Origin of the sequence: Plantactinospora sp. B6F1 (genome assembly GCF_040120695.1) — a bacterium.
In the GTDB taxonomy this organism is placed as follows: Bacteria; Actinomycetota; Actinomycetes; order Mycobacteriales; family Micromonosporaceae; genus Plantactinospora.
The window spans coordinates 1-21,290 of sequence record NZ_JBEEAC010000031.1 but is presented as its reverse complement, the minus strand read 5'-3'; the positions used below and the strand labels follow the sequence as shown (position 1 = coordinate 21,290).

The following is a 21,290-nucleotide window of genomic DNA, read 5'->3' as shown; positions in this document are numbered from 1 at the left end:
CCTCCGACCAAGGCCGTGAGATGGCACAAAGCACTCTCAACCGGACGCGAGTCGGTCACCGGTTGTACGCGCGCGTGTACCGTCGATGTGCGTTCCGCCGCACCAACCGCCTCGATCGGCGACCGCTACGCCGGGACGGCGGCAGGTCCTGCTCCGGCCGTCACCGTCGCAGGACGTCCAGCAGCCGGCAGCCCCCGGTGGCGAGCACGGTCAACGCCGACCCGCCGCCGGTGCTCGCCGGACCGCTCCATGGCAGCTCGGCGACGGTGTCACCGCCCAGCAGCAGCGAGCGCGCCCCGGGCGAGGAGAACGCGGTGAGCAGGAGATCCGTCGTCCGCCGATGACCCTGCCGGTACAGTGCCGGCGTACCGGCCAGCAGTCCCCGCCCCCCGGACCCGCCAAGCCGGGCCAGCCGGTGCAGGACTCCCGGTTCGAGGATGAGGTCGACGATCCACTCGGCATCGCTGATCGGCTCGCCGACCCGGCACACCCTGGCCGGCCCGGTGCCGTTCCTGGGCGCGACGACGACCTGTGCCGGGACGTACAACTCTGCCCTGGTAGGCCGGGCCAGCACTTTCCGGGCGGCGGCCACGCAGCGTTCCGGGTGGCTGCCGAGTTCCGAGCCGCCGACGGGGTGACCGAGCGCCACGAGGACGGCGTTGAGCACGGCCCCGCCCACGATGACGAGGTCGTACCGGTCCACCAGGTGCGCCAGCCCGACTTCGGACTTCTCCAGCTTGGTGCCGCCGAGGGCCGCGACCGAGTATCTCGCTTCGTCCGTCCGCGCCCAGGGCTCCAGCAGTCGAATCTCGTCTGCGATGCTGCGGGCGACAAAGCCCGGCCGGTACGCCAGGATACCCACGTTGGACGCGTGCACCCGGTGCGCCTTGGCGAACCCACCGACGGCGACCAGGTCGCCGAGCTGGGCAAACTCCCCCGCCAACATCGAATCGTTTGCCTGCTCACCGGGATGGAACCGGGTGTTACCGAAGATCACGACGTCTCCGGGGCGCATTGCGCGGGCCGCCCGCCTCGCCATGTCGCCGACGCTGATCGGCAGGTACCCGACCCGCCGGCCCAGGGTGCGGCTCAGATGACGGGCCACATGGCCGAGATGCCGGGCGTTGTGCGGCCCGTCGCCCTGATGCGACAGCACGGCCACCCTGGCCCCATGGTCGGCGAGCCTGGCCAGGTCGGCCCGCTCGATGTCGACCCGTCCCATGCTCCGGCTACCCGGCGCGACGTTGAAGCCGGCGGTGTAGATCCATCGCGCGCCCGCGTCGATGGGCACGTCCGCCAGCAGTGGTACCCCGTCGAGCGGCCCTCGGATGGTTGTCCCGGCCGGATCGGATCGCCTCATCCGGCACCCGCCCTCGGCTCCGATGCCGGTCCCGGACCGGACGCACCCGTGGTCGGCAGTTGCCGGGTACGTACCGCGACGTCGGCGGCGACGCCCTCGTGCGAGGCGATGAACGCGTGTCGGGTACTGAGGCGGGCCAGAAACGCCCCCGGCGAGCGGTACACCGGCCAGGCCGGATCCAGTAGATCCCACCGGATCAGGCCACGGATGATCCCCGGGTCGGCGGGCACCCACCGCCCGTCGACGAGCACCTCCGCCCAGAAATGCGGCGCCGAGTACGGGGGCGCGACGATGAGCCCGAACACCGGCCGCATGGTGAGTCCCCTGCGCACGCCCCGCTCGACAAGCAGGCGCGCGGTCGCCGCGCAGTCACCGAAGCCCTGCCCGAGCAGGAAACCGACGTCCCAGCGGAGGCTGTCCGGCACGCGGTGGAACTCGATCCCGTCGGTTTCCTGGATGACCGCCACGAGTTCGTCCGGGAGCGGTGGCCAGTCGTTGAGCAGCCGCACCCGCACCGTCAGCAGGGCGGTCGCGCCGTCGCCGGCGCCGCACCGCACCGACTCTCGGCCCTCCGGCTCGCACAGCAGGAACCTGCAGTCGCCCGGGTGCCCGGGCGACGGGCACACCGGGAGATAGGAGAGCTCGTACTCGCGACACTCGCCGACGGGTCGGTCGAGCACCGCCGCCCAGTACCGCATCGCCACCCGCTGGGGCGAGCGCCGGTGCAGACAGAGCGAGACGTTGAGCAGGTCATGGTGGTCGAACAACCGGTCTTCGCCCGTGCCCACGTGCGGCAGCCCGGCCGCCACGAGCAGTTCGAGCAGGTCGGCGTCGAGCCGGTACGAACTCCGGGCCGCCGCCGGCGTCAGTGCAAATCGCCGGGCGTGCAGCGGAATCCGGCGCAGGAGCGACACCAGCCGGTCGATCTCATCCACGCTCACCCCGGTCACCGGGCCTCCCCGGTCGGTTCGTCCGGGTCAACCCGTACCTTCCGGAATCCCCGGCCCGGTGCCTGCGTCGGCATCATCCGCAGGTCCTCCAGGATCCCCGAGAGCGCCTCGCGGCTGTGGGTACCCAGGAATCCGCCGTCGGCGTCGAAGACCTGAAGGCTGAACGGACCGGCACAGTGACGACGCCAGCCGGCCATGGCGACCGGCGGGGCCGCCTGGTCGCGCAAGCCGGACAGCACCCCGCACGGCACGTGGATCATGGGTGGCCGCTCCGGTCGCCACACGGGCGGCCGGGCGTGCGCGATGAAGAGCCGAACCGGACGGTCGTTCCCGGACAGCCCGGCGATCGCGGCCACCGTGTCGTGAACCACCGGGCCGGAGGCGAACACGGCGTACGGGCCGCCGCCGGTCGATCCGGCCAGCGTGGAGGGCCCGGGCGTACCCGGCCAACCGTCCTCGGCAGGGTCGAGCACGATCAGGTCCGCGGTCAGTTCGTCCGCGTCGGACCAGGCCGCGCGGATCGCGGGCCGCTCCGGGCCGGACACCACCATCACCAGTGCCAGCGGGGCCGCGCCGGCCTCTCCCCCGCGCACGCCCTGCCTCACGGGATCCAGTTGCGCCAGAACGTCTTGGGCATCTGCAGGGTGTCGCGGAGCTTGTCCAGGTCCGCGCCGAGCCGCAGCGCCGGGAAGAAGCCCTCCGGACTGCGCAGCATCGGCACGTAGATCGGCAGCCGTTCGACCAGCCGTTCCTCAGCTTCGAACGCCAGTCGCGCGGCGGATCGGGCCTCGGCTTCACCCGCGCCGATCGGTACGGGCACCCGACTCATGGTCTCGACCAACTCGGGTTCGAGGGTGAGCAGAGATGCGTGCACCTCCGCCTCGAACGGCGTGTCCCGGTAGCCGTGCAGAGCCAGCGTGCAGACCCCGATCTCCTTGAGCATCAACCCCGCCGCCTCGGTAGCGGTCGGCCACTCGGTCGCCGCCAGCGCCGCCTCCACATCCACGTGGAACGGCTGTACGTGCAGGGCGTAGACCCAGGTGGCGACGGTCGCGCTAGTCGCCATCCAGTAGGCGTCATAGCTGGTCACTGAGCACCGCATCCAATCGTGACGGATCTACTCTGGGAATCAACTCCTGGCTGCCCACCGCCCGCAACACCGCTTCCGGGCCGACGTCGGCCAGCGCGTCGCCGAGCGGCCCCGCAGGTACCCCGGTGTCCTGCACCAGCCGGGTCTTCGTCAGCAGGATGAACCTGGCCGGACCGATCTTCACTGGCTCGGCGTCGTCGGGCCGGCGCAGCACGACCACGTCCTTCGGGTCGAGCCCCTCGACCCCGAGCCGGCCCAGCACCTTCCGGAAGCCCGCGCCATCGGTCAGCCCGTACAGGTCGCCGGCCAGACTCGCCGCCACGCCCGCCCGAGCGATCCTCCGGGGTAGCCACTTCTCCGCGACGAAGAGATCACCGGCCGCCCGCACGACGGTCTCCAGCAGCCAGCGTCCGGTGCGCCGCCAGGTGTAGGCGGTGGCGGAGGCGCCGGTCTCCTCGGCAAGGATGGCAGTTGCCGCGCACAGCAGGGTCTCCTCCACCGCGCCACGGACCAGGACCGCGTGGACCCAGGACTCGTCGTCCTCCGCGAAGACCCGTGCCGGCATCTGGTCGGCGGAGAACGGCAGAGCGTACAGCCAGTGAGCCATCCGGCGTTGGGTGGCGCGCGCCGGCGCCTCACCGCCCACCGCACACGGCCCGATCTTCAACTGCCGGACCGCGGCGTTGGCCCGGAACCCGGCCATGAGGCCCCGGGGTATGCCGAGATCGAACTGCTGCACCTCGACCGGCCGTTCGCCCGCGAACAGCTCCATCAGGCCGACCGGCGCGTCACCTTCGGTGAAGACGTGTACGTCGATGTCGCTGCCCTCATTGCCCAGTCCCGCCGCCAGGGAACCGACCAGGAAGGCGGGTCGGTCGGCGAAGATGCTGCCGGCAAGCCGCTCCACCTCCTGCCTGCGCACGCCGACCACCCGCAGCGCGTCGGCGGTGCTGAATCCGCTTTCCCGTCCCCAGTAACCGGCCATGCCTCACGCCCTCCCGGTCCGCTGGCCGAGCAGGTTCGGCACCACCGACGCGTCGATGGCCTCCCGCAGCGCGTCGGCACCCTGCATGGCGTCCAGAGTGATCACCTCGACGCCGTCGGTCGCCAACAGCGCCAGCACCCGCTGGAAGCTGTCGTACAGCCGGCCCACGGTTTCCTCGCTTTCCCACCAGGCCCGCTCTTCCGGCTTCTTGCCTCGGAGCCGCTCCAGCACGGCGTCGCGGGGCCGGTCCAGGTAGACGACCACGTCGGGCAGGGGCACGTCGGCGGCGCGGTACCGGGGATAGACCAGTTCGGGCGTCAGGCCCCAGATCGCCTCCTGGTACGCCAGGTCGCTGGCGACGTACCGGTCCGCGACGACCACACGCTCGGCCCGGTGCGGGTTGATCAAACGATCGGCGAGCGTCTGCTTGTCGCTCAGGTACGCGTCAAGGATCTCCTCGGCCCGCGTCGGCAGGCCCTGGTAGTAGGCCCGGGTCAGCACCCGGGCCTGCGCCGGCACCAGCCAGGAGATCTGGTTCACCGTGAGCGGCGGCTGGCCGCGTTGGGCGAGCGCGTGGAACAGGTGCTTTCGGACTGTTGTCTTGCCCGCACCGGACACCGCCTCGATGGCGGCCAGCGGCCATGTCATCGTTCGCCTCCTGACGCTGGATCTCGGGGAACCGTGGACGGCGGCTGGGCGCCTTCCCGCCGGCTACCCGTCCCGGAAGGACCTCCTGGTTTTCGGCCGCGTACGCCGAACCCGGTGACCGCGGCGAAGAACTCGTGGCGGCTGGCGCGTTCCCCGAGGTCCTCCAGCCATCCGTCGGCGGCCCGCCGGTCGACGGCGCCCGAGCGAACGGCACGCTCGGCCATCAGATCCAGTTCCAGGACCTGCTGGGCGACGGCGAGGTCGGAGACCACGAAGGTGTCGGCCGAGACCGTCACATCCCGCAGACCGGCCTGGCGGAACAGCAACGGCAGCCGGTGTGCCACATAGGGGCTGGCGAGACCGGCGGCGTACGCCCGGACGATGGTGTCGGTGAGTTCCGGGCGCGCTGCGTCGATCACCACGGTCGCGTAGTCCGGGTCGCTGACGAACACCACGCCGCCCGGCCGGCAGACCCGGGCGAGTTCCCGCACAGCCGTTCCGGCCTCCGCCACGTGGACGAGCACCCGGTCGGCCCGGCACGCGGTGAACGACCCGTCGGGAAACGGCAGGTCGGTCACGTCGCCGAGGTGGAACCGCGCCCGTTCGGACCAGCCCTCGGCGGCGGCACGGGCCACCGCCTCGTCCACGAGATGCCGATCGACGTCGACACCGTGCACCACACCGTCCGGCCCGATCCGCTCGGCCAGGGCAAACGCGTCGGTGCCGACGCCGCAGCCCGCATCCAGCACCCGGGCCGCGGCGTCGAGGTCGAGCGCGGAGTACGAACGCTCCTTGTATCGCTGGAAGAACCGCAGGGTGCTAGTCAGGTCCAGGTAGTGGACGAAGGCCTCGCCACCATCGGCTGCCGTCCGGCTGCCTACCGGAACGGCGGCGCCGGTGACCGGACGGATGTCAGTGCTGTCCAAGTCCGCCGCCCTCCCGGTAGCGGACGAACCGGTGCTCCCCCGGCAGCAGGCCGGCGACGAGGTCGTACGTGTTCGGCTCCGCCAGCCCTTCCTGGAGCGGCTCCAGTACGGCGGCACACTCGGGCAGCAGGGCGTCGAGCGCCGTCAGCCGTCGGCCGACCCAATCCGGCACGCCTGTACCCGCGCCGCCGCCATGCCTCGGGCCGCCGCCCTGGACGACCGCCCGGAGCAGTCGCCACTCGGCCGCCACACCGATGATGTCCGCCGCCACCTCGGTCACCGGCCGCTCGGCGCCGCGCACGGGCGAACGAAGCCGGCCACCGCCCCGACCGGCGTCGGCGGCGCGGGCGAAACAGGTCAGCATCTGCCGTGCGGCGGCGTCGGCCAGCAGGGCGGCCTGACGCAGCGGCGACGTTCCGATGGACACCAGAACCGTCGACCATGGCGCCGCACCGGGAGTGTCAGGGGAGCCCGACGCCCCCGGTGCGTCCGACGCGGACCCGTGCGGGGTCAGCAGCACCACCTCGGCGCAGAGCGTCAGGAGGTAACTCAGGCCGGCCTGCTCGAACGCCGCCCGGATCACCTTCTCGGTGCCGTCCGGCCACGCGCTCGTGCCGGCGGCCACCGCGTCCACCGGCACGAGCGGCACTCCGGCCGCCGAAAGGCACGCGGCTTCGTCGACCACCACGGCCAGGCCACCTGCCGCGGCCGACGACGTCGGCGGGGTGCCGTGGGACGGCACCTCCGGTCCACCCGGGCGAGCCGGGTGCAGCAGGTGTTCCAGCGGCCCCGCGCCGAACCGGGAGACCAACTCGGGCAGCGGTGGCAGGGTGGCCCCGCCGGGCCGCCGCCGGGCCAGTTCGTGGCACCGTTCGAGTTGCCGGTCCCGGGCCGGTTGCACCTGCAGGTAGTACCTATGGACCTGCAGGCCGTCGATGAGCGTGGTCCAACCGTCCTCAAGGGTGAGACTCACCCCTCGCTCCCTTCTCTCCGCGCCGCCGGTCCGCGGACCGACCGGATCGCCGTTCAGCCCACCAGCCAGCTGATGACCTTCCGGATCCGCCCGGAAGTGACCGGTTCCGTCCCGTGCACCAACTGCGATCCGTACATGAAGGCCGTGCCCACGGCGGGCGTCGACGTCCAGCGGGTACGCGGAATGGAGCGGAACTCCTCGGATGAGTCGTTGGCCCGGCGGATGAGCCGGGTCTCGCCGTCCGCCTCGGTCCAGATATCGGGCGACCCACAGGTCTCCACGTAGAACTCGCCGCCGGTGAAACCGTCGTTGAGCTGAACACTCAGCCCGCCGATCTTCGGGTGTTCCGGGGCATTCTTGTTCTTGTACTGGTCGGCGTGCGGCGTGATGAACTGCCCCGGCTCGTACTCCACGTAGAACCATGGACCGACGGTCCGCACCTCGGGGTAGGCACGACAGATGTTGGGCATGTTGCGGGACACCGCCTCGCCCAGAATGTCGAGCACCCGCGGCGGCAGTTCCAGCACCTCGACCCGTCCCTTCGGCTCGTACACCTGCACGGCCTGCTCGACGGTCAGGTTCTTGACGGTGTGAATCGAGTTCCCGCCGCCCGCGAGCACCCGCTCCTGGGGCAGGCCCGCCTTGTGCATATCCATCTCGTCGCAGATTTCGGCTGCCTCGGCCGGTCGCAGGAACCCTTCCACCGAGTAGCACATGATCGTTGGTAACAACACCATGACCAGTTCCTTACGCTCTAGTTGTCGGACGTCGTGCGAGGGACTTCTCCGGTCGGTCACGCCTGTCGTGACATCAGCGCATCGCATCACCGTCCTTCTCTGGACGTCGATTCCGCGCCGACCGCCTTCACCAGCGGCAGCACGTGTCGGTCGACCGCGGCGGCGGTCTGTTCGAAGGAGCCCCGGTTGTCCACCCGCACCACCGAGCCGAGTCGGGGGTAACGCCCGCTGAAAAGCGCTTCCTGGAAGGCCTCGTACAGGGTCTTCTGCGCCTCCAGCGTGTCCCATCGGTTCCGCCGGTCACCGGCCCGGTTCTGCAACCTGGCGTACGCGGTGTCGGGGTCGGTGTCGACGAATACCGTCAGGTCGGGAAAGCGGATCGAACTCGCCGCGTACGCCTCGTACGTGCGTTCCGGCGGTATGTCCCAGAGCAGCCGGTGGTAGACCATGTCACTGGCGACGTAGCGGTCGCCGACGACATGTCGGAACGGCAGGTGCGGCTCGACGAAGTACCGTGTCGTCGCCTCCTTGTCGCCGACATAAGCCCTCGTGATCACCTCCGGCGGATATTCCGTCTGGTGGAACCGCGCGTTGGTGATGACCTCGGTGTGCTCCGGCACGAGCCAGGACGTCTGTATGACGGTCAGCACCTCGTCACCGGCGTCCACCAGCCGTCGGAAGAGGTGCTTCCGGACGCTGGTCTTCCCGGAGCCGTCGCCCCCTTCGAGGACGACGAACATGTGTCGCTTCAACAGGTCTCCATTTCCTCGCGGCATCCGGCCGTGCCGTGAACGTCGCCGAACGCCGTCATCGTATTCGTGCGCGGACCTGGGCTATGCGAAACAACTCATGCTCGAAGCGGGTCTGACCGGTCATCGAACAACTTCACCGGAGGGTGCCCTTCGCCGCTGCTTCCGTCCGGGCCGGGGAAGCGAGCAGGGTTCATTCGGGAGGGGGCGTGCCGGCCGCCATACCGGCGCCGACGACCGCCTCCAGGCGACGTTTGTGCAGCGTCTCCCGCCGCTGTTCCGGCGAGGCGCCCACGAGGTCGTTGAGGTCGGTCACCGACCACATCCCGTCGGCCTGGGCTGCCGGCGGGCTGAGGGCGTCCGCGAGCGAGTGCAGCGTCGCGTCGGCGGCGTACCCGGCGGCTCTCAGCAGTTGGTTGGCGTAGATGTAGACGGCAAAGCCGTTGCTCCAGAAATGTTCCGGCGAATGGTTGGGGTACATGGTGGGCGCGGCCACCAGCGGCACGTCGGACACCGCACACCAGCGCCGGCACACCTCGTCGAGTTCGTCGATCGGGCCCGTCGCCTGAACCATCAGGGCGTCGGCACCTGCCGAGGCGAACGCGTCCAGCCGTTCCAACGCCGCGTCCACGCCCTGACCGGCGACCAGCGCCTCGGTACGAGCCACGATGGCCAGGTTGTCGCGATGCCGGGTCCGGCTTTCCGCCGCCGCCCGGATCTTCTCGACGCACACGTCCAGCCGCTCCAGGTGCTGCTCGTCCCGTCCGTAGAAGGAGTTCCGCTTGGGGAACACCTTGTCCTCGAAACAAACGGCCGCGATCCGGCTGGTCCGGCAGATCTCTTCGATGACGTGCCGGAAGACGTCGGCGTCCCCGTAACCGCAGTCGCAGTCGAGGACGACCGGCATCCCACCGGCCGCCGTCTCCACGTACCGTCCCACCGCGATCATCTCGGTCGAGCTCACGATCGACGCGTCCGGGCATGCCCGCAGGCTCGCCGACACGCAGAAGCTCGATACCCAGAGCGCACTCTCCGCCGGCAGGGTGCCCGCTAGCCACGATCTCGCCACCAGCTTCGCGGAGAACCCGTCATACACGCCGATCCACAGCGCCCGCGGGCCGAGTAGCCCTCGTGCGTTCCTCGTCTTCATCGCTAGGCGCCCTTTCACAACGGTCCGTTTCCAGTTGACCCGAGCGACCACCGCCACGGTGATCGAAGCGCGATACGAGAACGGCGGCGCGCCCACCAGCGCACCGCCGTGTCGACCGCAGGCCCGACATCGGTGACCTTGTCGGTGATGTTCTGAGTGATGGATTCCGCGAAGTACGGCCGAAACGCGTCGAGGATATCGATCGTCAACCGTTGACGCTCGTTCAGATGCGGTTGGGAGAACGGGAGGTAGAAGCGTTCCCAGGCGTCGACCCCGACGAACGGGGGCGACTCGACCGGTTCGACGCCCTCGGCCCGACGGACGGCGTTCAGCGCGCTGAATCCGATCTCCATGATCTCCCGCAGGGTGAGGCACTCCTCGCCCGCACCCAGCACGTGCACGGGCACCGAGTCGTCCCGGTCCCGGGCCAGGGCGAGCACCAGGGCGGCCGTGGCGTCGACCGGTACCAGTTCGACCCGCGCGTCGGGATCGCCGACCACCACCGCCAGCAGGCCCGAGGTGGCAGCACCGAGCACCGTGTAGATGCCGTTGAAGCGGGTGATCACCCCGTCGGTCGACCGCCCGATGATCATGGGTGGGCGGACGATGACGGACCGTGGAAACGTGTCGCGGACGAACCGCTCGGCGGCTGCCTTGGACCACTCGTAGCTGTTGCGGTAGTCCTCCGGTGCCGGCGAACGCGCGGTGCCGGTGCGACCGGCGGCAAAGAACGTCGAGAGGTGCACCACGAAGGTCTGCCGCCCCACGACCGTGGTGAGCGCCTCGGTGGGGGCCAGGTTCGCCGACCGGGCCTCGGCGAGCGGCAGATTCCACCGGGTGTCCGCCGCGGAGTGAATGACCACGTCCCACGGCCGGTCGATCTCGGCCGGCGGCGGCTCGGCGCCCATCCGCCAGGTCAGCACGCCGTTGGCAGGGTCGCCCCGCCGGCCCACGCCGACGACATCCCAGCCCTGGGCGCGGGCCTGGGCCATCAGCTCACTGCCGACGATACCGCTGGCTCCGGTGACGAGCATGCTGCCCGGACGCCCTGCCGGGGTCTCCCTCGCTGGCTTACTCATCGGCCCGCTCCCGCGTCGGGTCCGGCACGGCGTCGCCCGCGTTTCGGGCGGAATCCGCCACCGGTCCGAGCCCCGTCCGCCCACCTCCGGGATCGACCGCGTCAACCGGCCCGGCCGCGGTCAGAACCCCAACCACGTGGTCCTCGACCGCGCCGATCGTGCGGATGCCCCGGGCGACCGCCTGGTTGATCTTCGGGAGGTCGAACTCGTCCTCGAGGGTGAGCGCCAGCTCCAGCAGGGCCAGCGAGTGAAAACCCAGGTCCTCCACCAGCCGCGCCTCCGCGGATGGTGACACCGCCGGGTGCGGCGCGAGTTCGAGGACCAGCGCCCGCACCGATGACCGTAGCCGCTCCTCGTTCCACACGGCGGCCGCTCCGTCGCCGAAACCGTTCCTGGTCAACCGACACCTCCGGTCGTCGCTACAGCCGAGTTGGACACCGCCTGGTCGCCGGGGGACCTGACCACGCCCGGCAACTGGCCGCGCAGGTAACGCGACCAGAGCAGACGCCGCCTCGGCTTGCCGCTCGACGTCCGTACGACAGTGCCGCGAGGGGCGTCGAGCAGGACCATCTCCACCCCCTCCGCCCGGGCCCGGGCGCAGGTGGCGGCGTATGCCAGCCACTCGGGCCGGGCGGACTCGAACACCACGACCAGGGTGGGTACGCCGGCTCGCGCCCCGAGCAGCGCCACCGCCCGGGACGGCGGAATGCCTCCCTCGGCGAGCACGGACTCGATGTCCTCGGCGAACACCGCCCGGCCACGTACCTTGATGCTGTCGCCGAGCCGGCCCAGCACGTACAGCTGCCCGTCCTCGCCGAGGAAACCGGCGTCGCCGCAGCGCAGGCCGCCGTCCGGGAGGAACGCGCTGGCCGACCCCTCGGCGGTTCCCTCCAGGTAACCGGCCGCGACCGAGGGGCCGCGTACGACGATCTCGCCGAGAGTGCCTGGCGGCAGGAGCCTGCCCTCGTCGTCCCGGATCTCCACGGTGGTACCGGCCAGAGGCCTGCCGCAGCCGACCAGCCGCCGACCGGCGCCCGGCGAGACGGGCGTCGGCATCCGCCGCCCGGCTTCCAGTCCGCCCGGGTCCACGACCGTGGCCCGCCACTCCTCGGCCAGCGGCAGGCCGGTCACGGCCAGCGTCGACTCCGCCAGCCCGTACGCGGGAAGCAGGGCGCGGCGCGAGAAGCCGTGCGGGCGCAGCAGCGCGTCGAACGCCTCCAGCATGGCGGCGTCGATCCGCTCGGCGCCGAGGATGACCGCGCGCCACCCGGAGAGGTCCACGCCGCGCAGCGCCTCGGCGCGCACCCGACGGACGATGTGCGCCAGGCCGAAGTTGGGCATCGCGGTGAGCGCCGCCCCGCCTCCCCGGGTGGCCCCGGACGTGTCGAAGCAGCGCAGGTAGCGCGTCGGGTTGCGAACGAACTGCTCGGGGCGCATCAGCCAGAGGTCGCTCCGGTTGACCACCGGTGCCAGTAGGCAGCCGATCAGACCCATGTCGTGGTGGACCGGCAGCCAGGACGCCGTCACGTCGACCTGCGTCATCTCCAGCCACCGCCGGATGGCCGCCACGTTGGCCTCGACCGCCCGGCGAGGCACCCGTACCCCCCTGGCCGCGCCGCTGCTGCCCGAGGTGAACTGCACCAGTGCCAGTTCCGCTGGGCGCCGCGCCTCCGGCGCCGGCCCGTCCGGCGGGCATCCGAGCGTCAGTTCACCGGCCGTGGTCACCCAGCGCACGCCGGCCACCGCAGCCAGCGGCGCCAGGTCGGCCACCAGATCCTCGTCCGCGACGACCGCCGCTGCCCGGGACGACCGGAGCAGCCCGACGGCATGCGCGGCGTACGCGTCGGCGTCCTGGAACGCCAGCGGCGGGGCGAGCGGTGAGGGTACGCATCCGGCCGTCATCGCGCCGAACAGGGTCGCCACGAACGACGGGCCGGATCCCTGCACGATGCCCACCACCGCGCCCGGCTCAAGCCGCGCCGCCAGTCCGGTGGAGACACGTCGGGTCAACTCGGCCAACCGGCGGTACGACCAGAACTCCCACTCGTCGCCCGGACCGGCGAACCGGATCCCGCGCTCCTCGGCGGGGTCGTCCAACCACGACAGCAGCCCCTCGGGCGTTCCGGTCATGACGGAAGCCCCTCCGTCGAGGACCGCTCCGCGTGCGACCCGGGGCCCACCCCGGTCAGCGCCCGACGCCCCCGCCGCCGGGCGGCGGTCCACCCGGCGGCGGCCCGACCGCTCGTGACCGGGTCGGCGGCAGCATCGTCGGCCCCGGTCCCACCGGGCGGTGACGTGACCGGTGCGCCGAGGTCGTCGGCGAGGGACTCCAGTCGGCCAAGCAGTTCCGGGCAGCGCCAGCCGAGCGCGTAGTCCAGGGCTCCCTCCAGGTCCTCCGGGTGGACTCCGGTCAGGCCCAGCGCGCGCCGGCAGTCCGGGTCGACCAGCTCGCAGGCCGCCAACAGCGCCTCGGCCTCGGCCAGGATGGCCGCGGCGGCAAACCACCACGCCTGGTCGTCGGCGTCGGCGGGGACCCTGGCGCAGACCGCGCACAGCTCGGAGACCAACCGGTGCAGATCCCGCACCCGTGCCGACCCACTGGCCGTGGCCAGGCCCGCGCACCTGGCCGCGATCGGTGGTAGGTAAGGCCTGGATCGCCGCCGGGCGAGGTCCACGAGCGCCCGGGGCGCCGCCGCGTAGGCGTCGGCAAGTCGCGCCACCGGTTCCGCGGGGGCCTCCGCGGCGGCCGCGAAGCGTCGCAGGCGCCAGCGCAGCTGGTCGAGGATGACGTGACTGGTGCCGTCGAACACGCCGTACAGCAGCACGTCCCGGACGAAGCCGGTGTAGTGCGTCTCTTCCAGCAGCGCACGGGCACCGAGCACCGCCCTGCCCTCGCCGACAGCCGCCTCGGCCAACGCGCAGCAGGCATACTTGGCCACGGCGGTGAAGTGCGTCGCCGCCGTTCCCATCGCGTTGGACAGGACGGTCGCCTTGACCGACGTGGCGGACACCAGGAGGTCGAGTGCCCGCATCCGCACCAGGTGCTCGGCGATGGCGCCGAGCCCGATGATCGGGCCGCCGTAGACGTCACGGGTCGATGCGTACCCAAGCGCCTCCGCGAGCGCGCCGCCGACCGCGCCGGAGGCCAGCGCGCCGATACCGCCCCGGGACAGCGCCAGGGTCTGCGCGATGATCTCCAGCCCCTCACCGGGCGCGCCGATCATCCGCTCGGCCGGCACCAACGTGCCTTCGAACCGTACTCCCGAGATGTCCGCAGCGGGTACGGGCAGGGTGGCCCAACCGGGCAGCGGACGTACCGTGTCGTCGCGGTCGATCAGGAACAGTGCAAAGAGCTCCTCCGCGGTGGACGGGCCGTCCTCCTGCCCCAGTCTCAGTAGTGTGACCAGCAGGTCGTGCTCGGTCCCGCCGTTGATCAGATGCTTCTCCCCGGCCACCCGGTAGCGGTGGGCAGCCCCGACGGACGGGTCGCCCCCGGTGGCCGGACCGATGGCCGTGGCCGTCGCGGTGTTGCGGGACAGGTTCGAGCCGTGTGACCACTCGGTCAGCAGCAGACCGGCCAGGACGCCGTCGGCCTGCCGGACCCGGACCAGGTCCCGCTGGGCGGGAGTGGCTCGGAGGTAGACCGGAAGCAGCGCCAGTCCGTTGACCCCGATCGTGATGGCCAGGCTGCCGCTGTGCCGGGCCAGCAGTTCGTTCAACGCCCCGATCTGCGCGGCGGTCGCCGTGTCCGGGTCGAACGCCGTGCCCGCGCCCAGACTCCACAGCTTCTCCACCACGTCCCGGGGGTAGCTCCGGTCGAGGTCGTGCTGCCGGAGCCGAGACCGGATGTCCGGCCGAGCGATCAGGTCCTCGACCGGCTCCAGCCAGTCCGCGTCGACCAGCAGGTGCCCCGGGATCAGCCGGCGCCAGGTCGAGGCGTACCCGTAGGACCTCACGGCCGGCCTCCGCCGCTGCACCCCGGGATGGCCGCCCGGCACACCGGGACCGCCATCACGGCCGCCCCGGGACGCTGTCCGCGCCGTCGGCTCGCCGGTCGGCGAACAGTTCGAAGGTGGGGCTCTCCTGGTCGGACGGCGCGAAGAAGTCGTACTTGTCCAGCGAGAACCGCTCGGCCAACGCCCCGATCAGATGCTCGCCGACCGGCTGGGCGCGCCATCGCTGCTGACCCACGAGGTAGACCGCGGAGGCCGGGAACAGCACCCGCTCCAGATACCACTGGCGCATCTCGTACGGCACCTCGCTGACCGCGAAGAAGGAGAGCGCGACGTCGTACCGGGTGGCGCTCAGCTCGACGACATCCTTCTCGTCCTCCACGTTGAGGACCCGGGTCCGGGCGAGCTGCCCGGCGTCGAGCACCCGCGCGGCGTAGCGGCGCTGCAGGTCGACAACGCCCGCGATGTCCACCACGTGGTAGCTGCGACACAGCCCGAGCTGCACGAGCATCCGCATCATGTTTCCGTAGCCACCCCCGATCTCGCAGATCCGGTGTGGCTCCGGTGATCCCAGTTTGGCGACCAGCCGAACCAGGTAGTAGAAGTGCTGCGCGGTACGGGAGGTGGGCGAGATCCGGCCAGGCGCTTCCTCATCCAGTGCTCCGGAGCAGCGCTGCCGGTAACGCCGCATCAGCTCGTCGTACACCTCGGGGTGCGCCTGCTCGGCCAGACCGAGGAAGTCCGGGAAACGGCCCTCGTTCAACATGTAGAACCGCACGTACGGGTGGTCCTCGATACGGTCGGGGTGGTAGGTGGCCAGCCCTTCCTGCACCACCTTCCAGAGCGGGTCGACCCGGTTCATCGGCTGCTCCCGGGCGTCGCTGTCCGCAGCGCGGTCCACAGTGCCCCCGCGGTGGCGAAAACCTCGTCGCTCAGCGTTTCCTCGCCCAGCTCCACGCCGTACCGCTCCTCGATGGCCGCAAGGATCTCCAGGGTGGACACCGAGTCGAGGCCGAGGTCGGCCAGCGGTGCGTCGGCGGTCAGTCGTTCGTCGGCCGGCAACAGCCGCAGGTTCGCCCGCAACAGGCTCTCGAACTCGGCGTCCCAAACCTCGACCGGATCGGTGCCGGCTACCATCGGTCGACCAACGGGTCCGCGCGGCCGTCCTCGGCCAGCGCCGCCTTGATCGCGGGGGTGACCTTGGGCAGCAGGACGAGCTGCTCCATCTCGTCGAGCGGCACCCAGCTCACCGCGGTCTGGTACTTGTCGTCGAGTTCCTCCGGCATGGCGGGACGCGGGCTTCCCGGCGCCATCCGGCAGAGGAAGTTGAACTGCACCTTCTGGTAGTCGCCGAACTCGTAGTCCCAGCGCTCCGGCACGTACTCGACCACGAAGAGCAGTCGGTCCACCTCGACCTCGGCGCCGGTCTCCTCCCGCACCTTGCGGACGAGCGCCTCACGCAGCGGCTCGCCGTAGCGGGCCCGGCCGCCGGGCAGGTTGTAGTGGGTGTCGCCCGGATACTGGTACTCGACCAGCAGAATGCGGTCGTCCTCGATGACAACGGCCTTCACGCTCACGCTGATGGCCTGCGCCCCGTTCATCGTCCCCGTTCTCCCATCCTGTTGTCGGTTCCACCGAAGTACCACCCGTGGGTCACCGCGCCGCAGTGATCACCACGCCAGCAGGTCTCGCCCGCCGGGACCGGCCAACGCCTCGCACAACGGTTCCGCCACCGCTGGCTGCAACCGGATCCGGGGCAGTTCGGTCAGCGGCATCCAGTGCACCGCGTACTGGCCCGGCTCGTGCGTGTCGGGCATCCGGGGTTCCTGCCCGGTGTCCAACGCTGTGCACCGGAACAGGAGCTGGACCCGGTGCAGGGGCCCGTGAACCTGCCCGTGCCGGTCGGGCACGTACTCGACGACCAGGAACAGCGGTCCTACCCGTACCTCCAGGCAGGTCTCCTCGCGCACCTTGCGGGCGAGCGCCTCAGCGAGGCTCTCGCCCGGTCGGGTACGGCCGCCGGGCAGACTGAAGTGTCCGGTGTCGCCGGGGCAGCGGTACTCGACCAGGAGAAGTGCTCCGTCGCGTACCACCACCGCTTTGGCGGTCAGCCTGATCGACGGCCCGTTCGGTCCGGCACCCGTGGCCCCCGCGCCGCCCAGGCCCGGCCCGGGCGGGTCAACCGAGGGCGGAGAGTTCTCGCCCAGACCGGGTCCGGCCATCATTCTTCTCCTCTCCCGCCCGTTCCCGCCCACCGGCGTCGGCCGCCCGTTCCGCCAGGACCCGCTTGAGGGGCTTGCCCAACGCGTTGCGGGGAAAGTCGTCCACCAGGTGAACTCGCGCCGGCACCTGGTGCCGGGCCAACCGCTCGGCGCAGAACCGAATGAGAGCCGCGGAATCGGTCCCCGGGGACTCCGGGTCCACGATCACCGCCGCCTCGACCACCTCACCGAGGACGGGGTGGCGCCGGCCGAAGACCGCCACCTCCAGCACCGACGGGTGCTGACCGAGCGCGTGCTCCACCTCCAGGGTGGAGATCTTCATACCTCCCGCGTTGATCGTGTCGGCCCTCCTGTCCACCAGGAACAGGTATCCGTCATCGTCGAGGTATCCGATGTCACCGGTGCGCACCCAGCCGTCCCGGAAGGTCTGGTCGGTGGCGGCCTGGTCGTCGGCGTACCGCCGGGTGCCGGCGCCCTCCGCGCGCAACAGGACCTCGCCGCGCACGCCGGCGGCTACCTCGTCGCCGTCGTCGTCGACCACGCGCACCTCACAGCCGTCGTCCGGTCTGCCGACGGAGAGCGGCCGCGCCGGGTCGAACACGGTGCCCACACCCGCCGGTGCCGCCTCGGTCGAGCTGTAGTAGTTGCGGATGGTCGCGGCCGGGAACAGCAGGCTGAGCTGGCCGAGGGTGGCCGGTTGCAGCGGAGCGCTGACGAACGTCACGCCGGTCACGGAGCTGAGCCGGAACCTGCGGTGCGCACCGGCCCGAACCAGCATCGCGCCGACCGCCGGGGCCATGCCGATCCAGCATGGCTCGTGTGCGATGACCAGTCGGCAGAACCGTCCCGGGTGGAACTCGGACATCACCACGAGTGTCTGGTGGCCGCGTACGGCGTCCACCATGAGCATCTGGGCGGCGGCGCTGCCGAGCGGCAGTGGGTGCATCAGGACCCGGGGGTCGGGTCGCTTGCTCCGGTACAGCATGCTGCGGTGGGTCGCCTCGACACCCTTGGAGAGCCCCTGGGTGCCGGACGTGAAGATGATTTCCGCAACGTCGTCGGGGCCGATGGTGACCGGTCGTGGCTTCGCACCCGGCTCCACGCCACCCTCCAGGTCGGCGTGTCGGAGCACCGCGCAGGCCTCACTGGAGCCGACGTCCCCCGACCCCACGACCACGAGTGCCAGGCGGTAGGTGACCGCCAGCCGCGCCAGCTTGTCGGCGGGCGGCTGCCCCGACAGCAGCACGGCGGTGGCGCCACAGGTCAGGACTCCGAAATAGGCAACGGCGTAGTCCAGCCAGTCACCACCGGAGTAGACCAGGCCGACCCGGTCCGCCTGTTTGACACCCCGGGTCTGAAGCGCGACCGCAAACCGGTCGGCCCTTTCCCGCCAGCGTCCGTAGGTCAACTCACGATCGCCGTCGAGAATCAATGCAATCGTTTCCGGCACGGCCTTGGCCGCCGCATGCAGCATGCCGGGAACCACCAATGACTCCATCACGCACTCTGCTCCCACCACGAGGAGAACAACCAATCAAGGTGCATGCGAAATGTGCATGTGAGGGCAGAGCACGCCGTGGCCGTCTGCCCAGGAGATCACCGCTACACCGGCGTCATGACACGCAGACCCGCGTTCAGCCAGGCCCTACGGTCGGGTTGCGGTCAAATCACGATCAAGCGTTGGTCGCATTCATCAATGTCCCCCGTCAATCATCCGTCGCCGGCATCAGGTCGGCTCCTGTCGATGTCTGCCAGACAGCCAACCACGCCAACGCCGGCTAGTCAACCGGCATCATCATCAACAAGAGCGGTCACGTCTCCCCCGGCGCCCTCGATTCCGAGTTCCAAATCGTAGGAAACCTTCGGCGTTACGGCATCGCGACCATTCCCGCAATGGAGCGCCTGGTACCGCCACGCAGCATTTGGTAGGATCAGCGCACCGCGATTGAGACGGCTATCGCTCTGCAGGAGTGACCCCGCGACGCGCGGCTCGTACGACGGCAGCGCGCCTTCAGCAGGATCCTCCGCCACCCTCGCTGACCCGTGCCGCGGAAAGTGGAGACGACGGACGTGGTGACTCTTCAGGACGCGTGGCTGCTGGCCGCCGACGGTCTGCACATCCATCGCTGGTACCTGCACGCCGAACCGTTCCGATGGGACCGCGTCCGGGACCGGTACCACCGGCACGAGCAGCGCGACGAGATCGACAAGGCGACCGGGGGCCGACCGATCGAGGACTCCGGCCGGCGTCTCGGGGTCACCATCCTCGAACACCTGCTCTGCCAGCCGGTCACGTCCGCGACAGTCGAACTGCTCCGCGACGGCTGGACGGGCGTCCCCGCCCTGGCCGTGGGCCCGCACCGGGCACTGGTCGCGGACGCGGACCGGTGCCTGCCGGCCGGGGAGAGCTATGTGGTGCCGGCAGACGTGATCCGCGACCCGGCCGGAGCGCCGCCGTCCCGGTTCGCCGCCGCCGTGGACGCGCTGCTGGCCGCGACCGGCCTCGGCTACCTCGTGCGGCTGGCCGGCGGCGCCATCATCCACGAGGACGGCGTGCTGCCCGGGGAGCGCGACGTCATCTCCGACGACGAGCCGTTGACCACCCTCGTGGTGTCGCGCAACGACGACCCGGCGGAGTACACCGCAGACCTCGTCGCGGCGGCGGGAGTGGAGTTTCTGCGGCTGTTCATCGAGACCGGCAACATGTACGTCAACGCCACGAGCGGCCCACCGGACGCCCGGCCGGCCAAGCGCTTCCACACCATGCCCGACGGCACCAGGGTCAGCAGTTGCCTGCCGGCCACCCGCGCCTTCGCCGCCGCCGTGCGGCACCGGTACTGGCAGCGCCTCGCGTCGGCGCTGGCGCCCGGCGACTCGGCACCCGTCCCCGGCGGATCGGCCGGGGCACCCGACCTGCCGGTGGTCTCCCGCGACCAGATCGAGCGACACCTGGCCACCGCCTCGGCCGAGCTGCGCGCGGTCGAGGACATCGTGTATCCGGTGGCCGAGAGCCTGTCGTGCATCGACTCGTTCGACCTGATCAATTCCTACGTACCCGGGCCCCGGCAGTTCGAGAAGAACCTGATCGGTCTGGGTCCCGGCCAGGGTCACTGACCTCGCCCGGAGACAACCGATCGCCATACACCATGGGGGAACAGTGGACAGTCCATCGATCATGGCGCTCTTCGACCCGGCCGTCCGGGCCGATCCGTATCCCTTGTACCACGCGCTGCGGACCCACGACCCGGTCGTGTTCCTCGACCCACCGGGCTTCTGGTTCCTCAGCGGATACCAGGACATCTCCGCCCTGCTGCGTGACAACCGGCTGGGCCGCGACCCGCGCCGGATCAGCGGAGACACCCCGCCGGTCACCGACGTCTTCCTGGAGGGCGCACAGGACATCCTGTTCCTCGACCCCCCGGACCACACCCGCTTGCGCCGGCTGGTCAACAGCGCCTTCTCCGCCAAACGGATCGAGGCGGTACGGCCACGCGTCGAGTCGCTGGTCGACGAACTGCTGACCAGGGCCGCCGCGAACGGCGGCATGGACGTCATCCGGGATCTGGCCGTCACCCTGCCACTCACCATCATCTGCGAGCTACTCGGCGTACCCGCCGATGACCACGGCCGCTTCAAGGAATGGTCGACCACTCTGTTCTACCTGCTCGACCCCGTCGTCTCGGCGGAGGCCAACGAGGCCGGGCGGAGGGCGCGGCGGGAACTCCGCTCCTACTTCCGGCACCACCTGAACAGCCGGGCGACCAGTGACGACACCCTGCTCCGCGCCATGGTGGAAGCCCGGTACCAGGACGACCGGCTCACCGAGGACGAGGTCCTGTCGATGTCCGCCCTGCTGCTGGTCGCCGGGCACGAAACCACCAGCAGCCTGATCGGCAACGGACTGCTCGCGCTGCTGCGCAACCGGGACCAGTTCGACCTGCTCGCCGCCAGGCCGGAGCTGGCCCCCTCCGCCGTGGAGGAGATGCTCCGCTACGAGGCCCCGGTCCAGATGACCAGCCGCGTCGTCCACGAACCCATCTCGCTACGCGGCATGGACCTGGAGCCCGGCCGGAACCTGGTCCTGCTCATCGGCGCCGGGAACCGCGACCCCGAGCGGTTCGCCGACCCCGACCGGATGGACATCACCCGCACGGACAACCAGCACCTCACCTTCAGCGCCGGCATCCACTTCTGCCTCGGCGCGCCGCTGGCCCGCCTGCAGGCCCAGGCGGTCTTCGCCGAGATAGCCCGCCGGTTCCCGGACATGAAGCTGGTCGACGAGACGCCGCGCTGGCGGGAGACCTTCACCCTACGCGGCCTGGACACCCTGCCGGTCTCGTTCTGACACGAAAATCGGGCGTCCTGCCGAGGGTTGAGATCAGGTGGCTTCGATGGGTTGGATGGTGGTCTGGTAGCCGAGTTGGTGGAGCTGGTCGAGGAGTCGTCGGGCGTGGCGGGCTTTGCGGTG

22 protein-coding genes are annotated in these 21,290 nt (G+C 70.8%); 2 read left to right on the top strand and 20 right to left on the bottom strand.

The features are described 5' to 3' along the window. Positions 1-160: 160 nt before the first annotated feature. The 20 genes from pgk to ABNF97_RS27515 form a co-directional block, all read right to left on the bottom strand. Positions 161-1,360: a phosphoglycerate kinase gene (gene pgk, locus ABNF97_RS27610; protein WP_130463391.1), complete on the bottom strand. Its 1,200-nt coding sequence runs from the start codon at positions 1,358-1,360 to the stop codon at positions 161-163. Further along, complete coding sequence (locus ABNF97_RS27605; RefSeq protein WP_130463392.1) at positions 1,357-2,310, bottom strand: transglutaminase domain-containing protein; 954 nt, start codon at positions 2,308-2,310, stop codon at positions 1,357-1,359. Before ABNF97_RS27605 ends, pgk begins: the two co-directional genes overlap by 4 nt. Beyond that, positions 2,307-2,903, bottom strand: a complete 597-nt coding sequence (locus ABNF97_RS27600; protein WP_349340318.1) for a hypothetical protein — start codon at positions 2,901-2,903, stop codon at positions 2,307-2,309. Before ABNF97_RS27600 ends, ABNF97_RS27605 begins: the two co-directional genes overlap by 4 nt. An 8-nt stretch (positions 2,904-2,911) precedes the next feature. Then, positions 2,912-3,400 carry a hypothetical protein gene (locus tag ABNF97_RS27595; RefSeq protein WP_130463394.1) on the bottom strand — a complete coding sequence of 163 codons (489 nt, stop codon included), beginning with the start codon at positions 3,398-3,400 and terminating at the stop codon, positions 2,912-2,914. Continuing rightward, positions 3,387-4,385: a nucleotidyltransferase domain-containing protein gene (locus tag ABNF97_RS27590; RefSeq protein ID WP_349340317.1), complete on the bottom strand. Its 999-nt coding sequence runs from the start codon at positions 4,383-4,385 to the stop codon at positions 3,387-3,389. The genes ABNF97_RS27595 and ABNF97_RS27590 overlap by 14 nt, the downstream gene beginning before the upstream one ends. Before the next feature lie 3 nt (positions 4,386-4,388). Further along, on the bottom strand, positions 4,389-5,033 hold the full coding sequence (locus ABNF97_RS27585; RefSeq protein ID WP_130463396.1) for a nucleoside/nucleotide kinase family protein: 645 nt from the start codon (positions 5,031-5,033) through the stop codon (positions 4,389-4,391). After that, a complete protein-coding gene (locus ABNF97_RS27580; protein ID WP_349340316.1) occupies positions 5,030-5,959 on the bottom strand; it encodes a methyltransferase domain-containing protein in 930 nt (309 codons plus the stop codon). The genes ABNF97_RS27585 and ABNF97_RS27580 overlap by 4 nt, the downstream gene beginning before the upstream one ends. After that, positions 5,946-6,932: a hypothetical protein gene (locus ABNF97_RS27575; protein ID WP_349340315.1), complete on the bottom strand. Its 987-nt coding sequence runs from the start codon at positions 6,930-6,932 to the stop codon at positions 5,946-5,948. The genes ABNF97_RS27580 and ABNF97_RS27575 overlap by 14 nt, the downstream gene beginning before the upstream one ends. Before the next feature lie 53 nt (positions 6,933-6,985). Then, positions 6,986-7,669: a hypothetical protein gene (locus ABNF97_RS27570; RefSeq protein ID WP_349340314.1), complete on the bottom strand. Its 684-nt coding sequence runs from the start codon at positions 7,667-7,669 to the stop codon at positions 6,986-6,988. Positions 7,670-7,755: 86 nt separating this feature from the next. Next, positions 7,756-8,421 carry a dTMP kinase gene (locus tag ABNF97_RS27565; RefSeq protein ID WP_349340313.1) on the bottom strand — a complete coding sequence of 222 codons (666 nt, stop codon included), beginning with the start codon at positions 8,419-8,421 and terminating at the stop codon, positions 7,756-7,758. A gap of 190 nt (positions 8,422-8,611) precedes the next feature. Next, complete coding sequence (locus ABNF97_RS27560; RefSeq protein WP_349340312.1) at positions 8,612-9,568, bottom strand: isocitrate lyase/phosphoenolpyruvate mutase family protein; 957 nt, start codon at positions 9,566-9,568, stop codon at positions 8,612-8,614. Positions 9,569-9,582: 14 nt separating this feature from the next. Continuing rightward, positions 9,583-10,647 (bottom strand): SDR family oxidoreductase, encoded by a 1,065-nt coding sequence (locus ABNF97_RS27555; protein ID WP_130463401.1) that lies wholly within the window; start codon positions 10,645-10,647, stop codon positions 9,583-9,585. Then, entirely contained in the window at positions 10,640-11,047 is a 408-nt protein-coding gene (locus ABNF97_RS27550) for a phosphopantetheine-binding protein (protein WP_349340311.1), read from the bottom strand. The genes ABNF97_RS27555 and ABNF97_RS27550 overlap by 8 nt, the downstream gene beginning before the upstream one ends. Next, positions 11,044-12,777, bottom strand: a complete 1,734-nt coding sequence (locus ABNF97_RS27545; protein WP_130463402.1) for an AMP-binding protein — start codon at positions 12,775-12,777, stop codon at positions 11,044-11,046. Before ABNF97_RS27545 ends, ABNF97_RS27550 begins: the two co-directional genes overlap by 4 nt. After that, complete coding sequence (locus tag ABNF97_RS27540) at positions 12,774-14,603, bottom strand: acyl-CoA dehydrogenase family protein (protein ID WP_130463403.1); 1,830 nt, start codon at positions 14,601-14,603, stop codon at positions 12,774-12,776. Before ABNF97_RS27540 ends, ABNF97_RS27545 begins: the two co-directional genes overlap by 4 nt. A 55-nt stretch (positions 14,604-14,658) precedes the next feature. After that, positions 14,659-15,462 (bottom strand): class I SAM-dependent methyltransferase, encoded by an 804-nt coding sequence (locus tag ABNF97_RS27535; protein WP_130463404.1) that lies wholly within the window; start codon positions 15,460-15,462, stop codon positions 14,659-14,661. Then, positions 15,459-15,737 (bottom strand): phosphopantetheine-binding protein, encoded by a 279-nt coding sequence (locus ABNF97_RS27530; RefSeq protein ID WP_130463405.1) that lies wholly within the window; start codon positions 15,735-15,737, stop codon positions 15,459-15,461. Before ABNF97_RS27530 ends, ABNF97_RS27535 begins: the two co-directional genes overlap by 4 nt. Next, positions 15,731-16,201 (bottom strand): NUDIX domain-containing protein, encoded by a 471-nt coding sequence (locus tag ABNF97_RS27525; RefSeq protein WP_130463406.1) that lies wholly within the window; start codon positions 16,199-16,201, stop codon positions 15,731-15,733. The genes ABNF97_RS27530 and ABNF97_RS27525 overlap by 7 nt, the downstream gene beginning before the upstream one ends. Positions 16,202-16,270: 69 nt before the next feature. Next, on the bottom strand, positions 16,271-16,696 hold the full coding sequence (locus tag ABNF97_RS27520) for an NUDIX domain-containing protein (protein ID WP_349340310.1): 426 nt from the start codon (positions 16,694-16,696) through the stop codon (positions 16,271-16,273). 82 nt (positions 16,697-16,778) lie between these two features. Continuing rightward, complete coding sequence (locus tag ABNF97_RS27515; protein WP_349340309.1) at positions 16,779-18,308, bottom strand: class I adenylate-forming enzyme family protein; 1,530 nt, start codon at positions 18,306-18,308, stop codon at positions 16,779-16,781. 584 nt (positions 18,309-18,892) lie between these two features. Between ABNF97_RS27515 and ABNF97_RS27510 the strand changes: the two genes are divergently transcribed. Next, positions 18,893-19,936: a hypothetical protein gene (locus ABNF97_RS27510; RefSeq protein ID WP_349340308.1), complete on the top strand. Its 1,044-nt coding sequence runs from the start codon at positions 18,893-18,895 to the stop codon at positions 19,934-19,936. Between the two features lie 43 nt (positions 19,937-19,979). Then, positions 19,980-21,167 (top strand): cytochrome P450, encoded by a 1,188-nt coding sequence (locus ABNF97_RS27505; protein WP_349340307.1) that lies wholly within the window; start codon positions 19,980-19,982, stop codon positions 21,165-21,167. Positions 21,168-21,290: the final 123 nt, after the last annotated feature.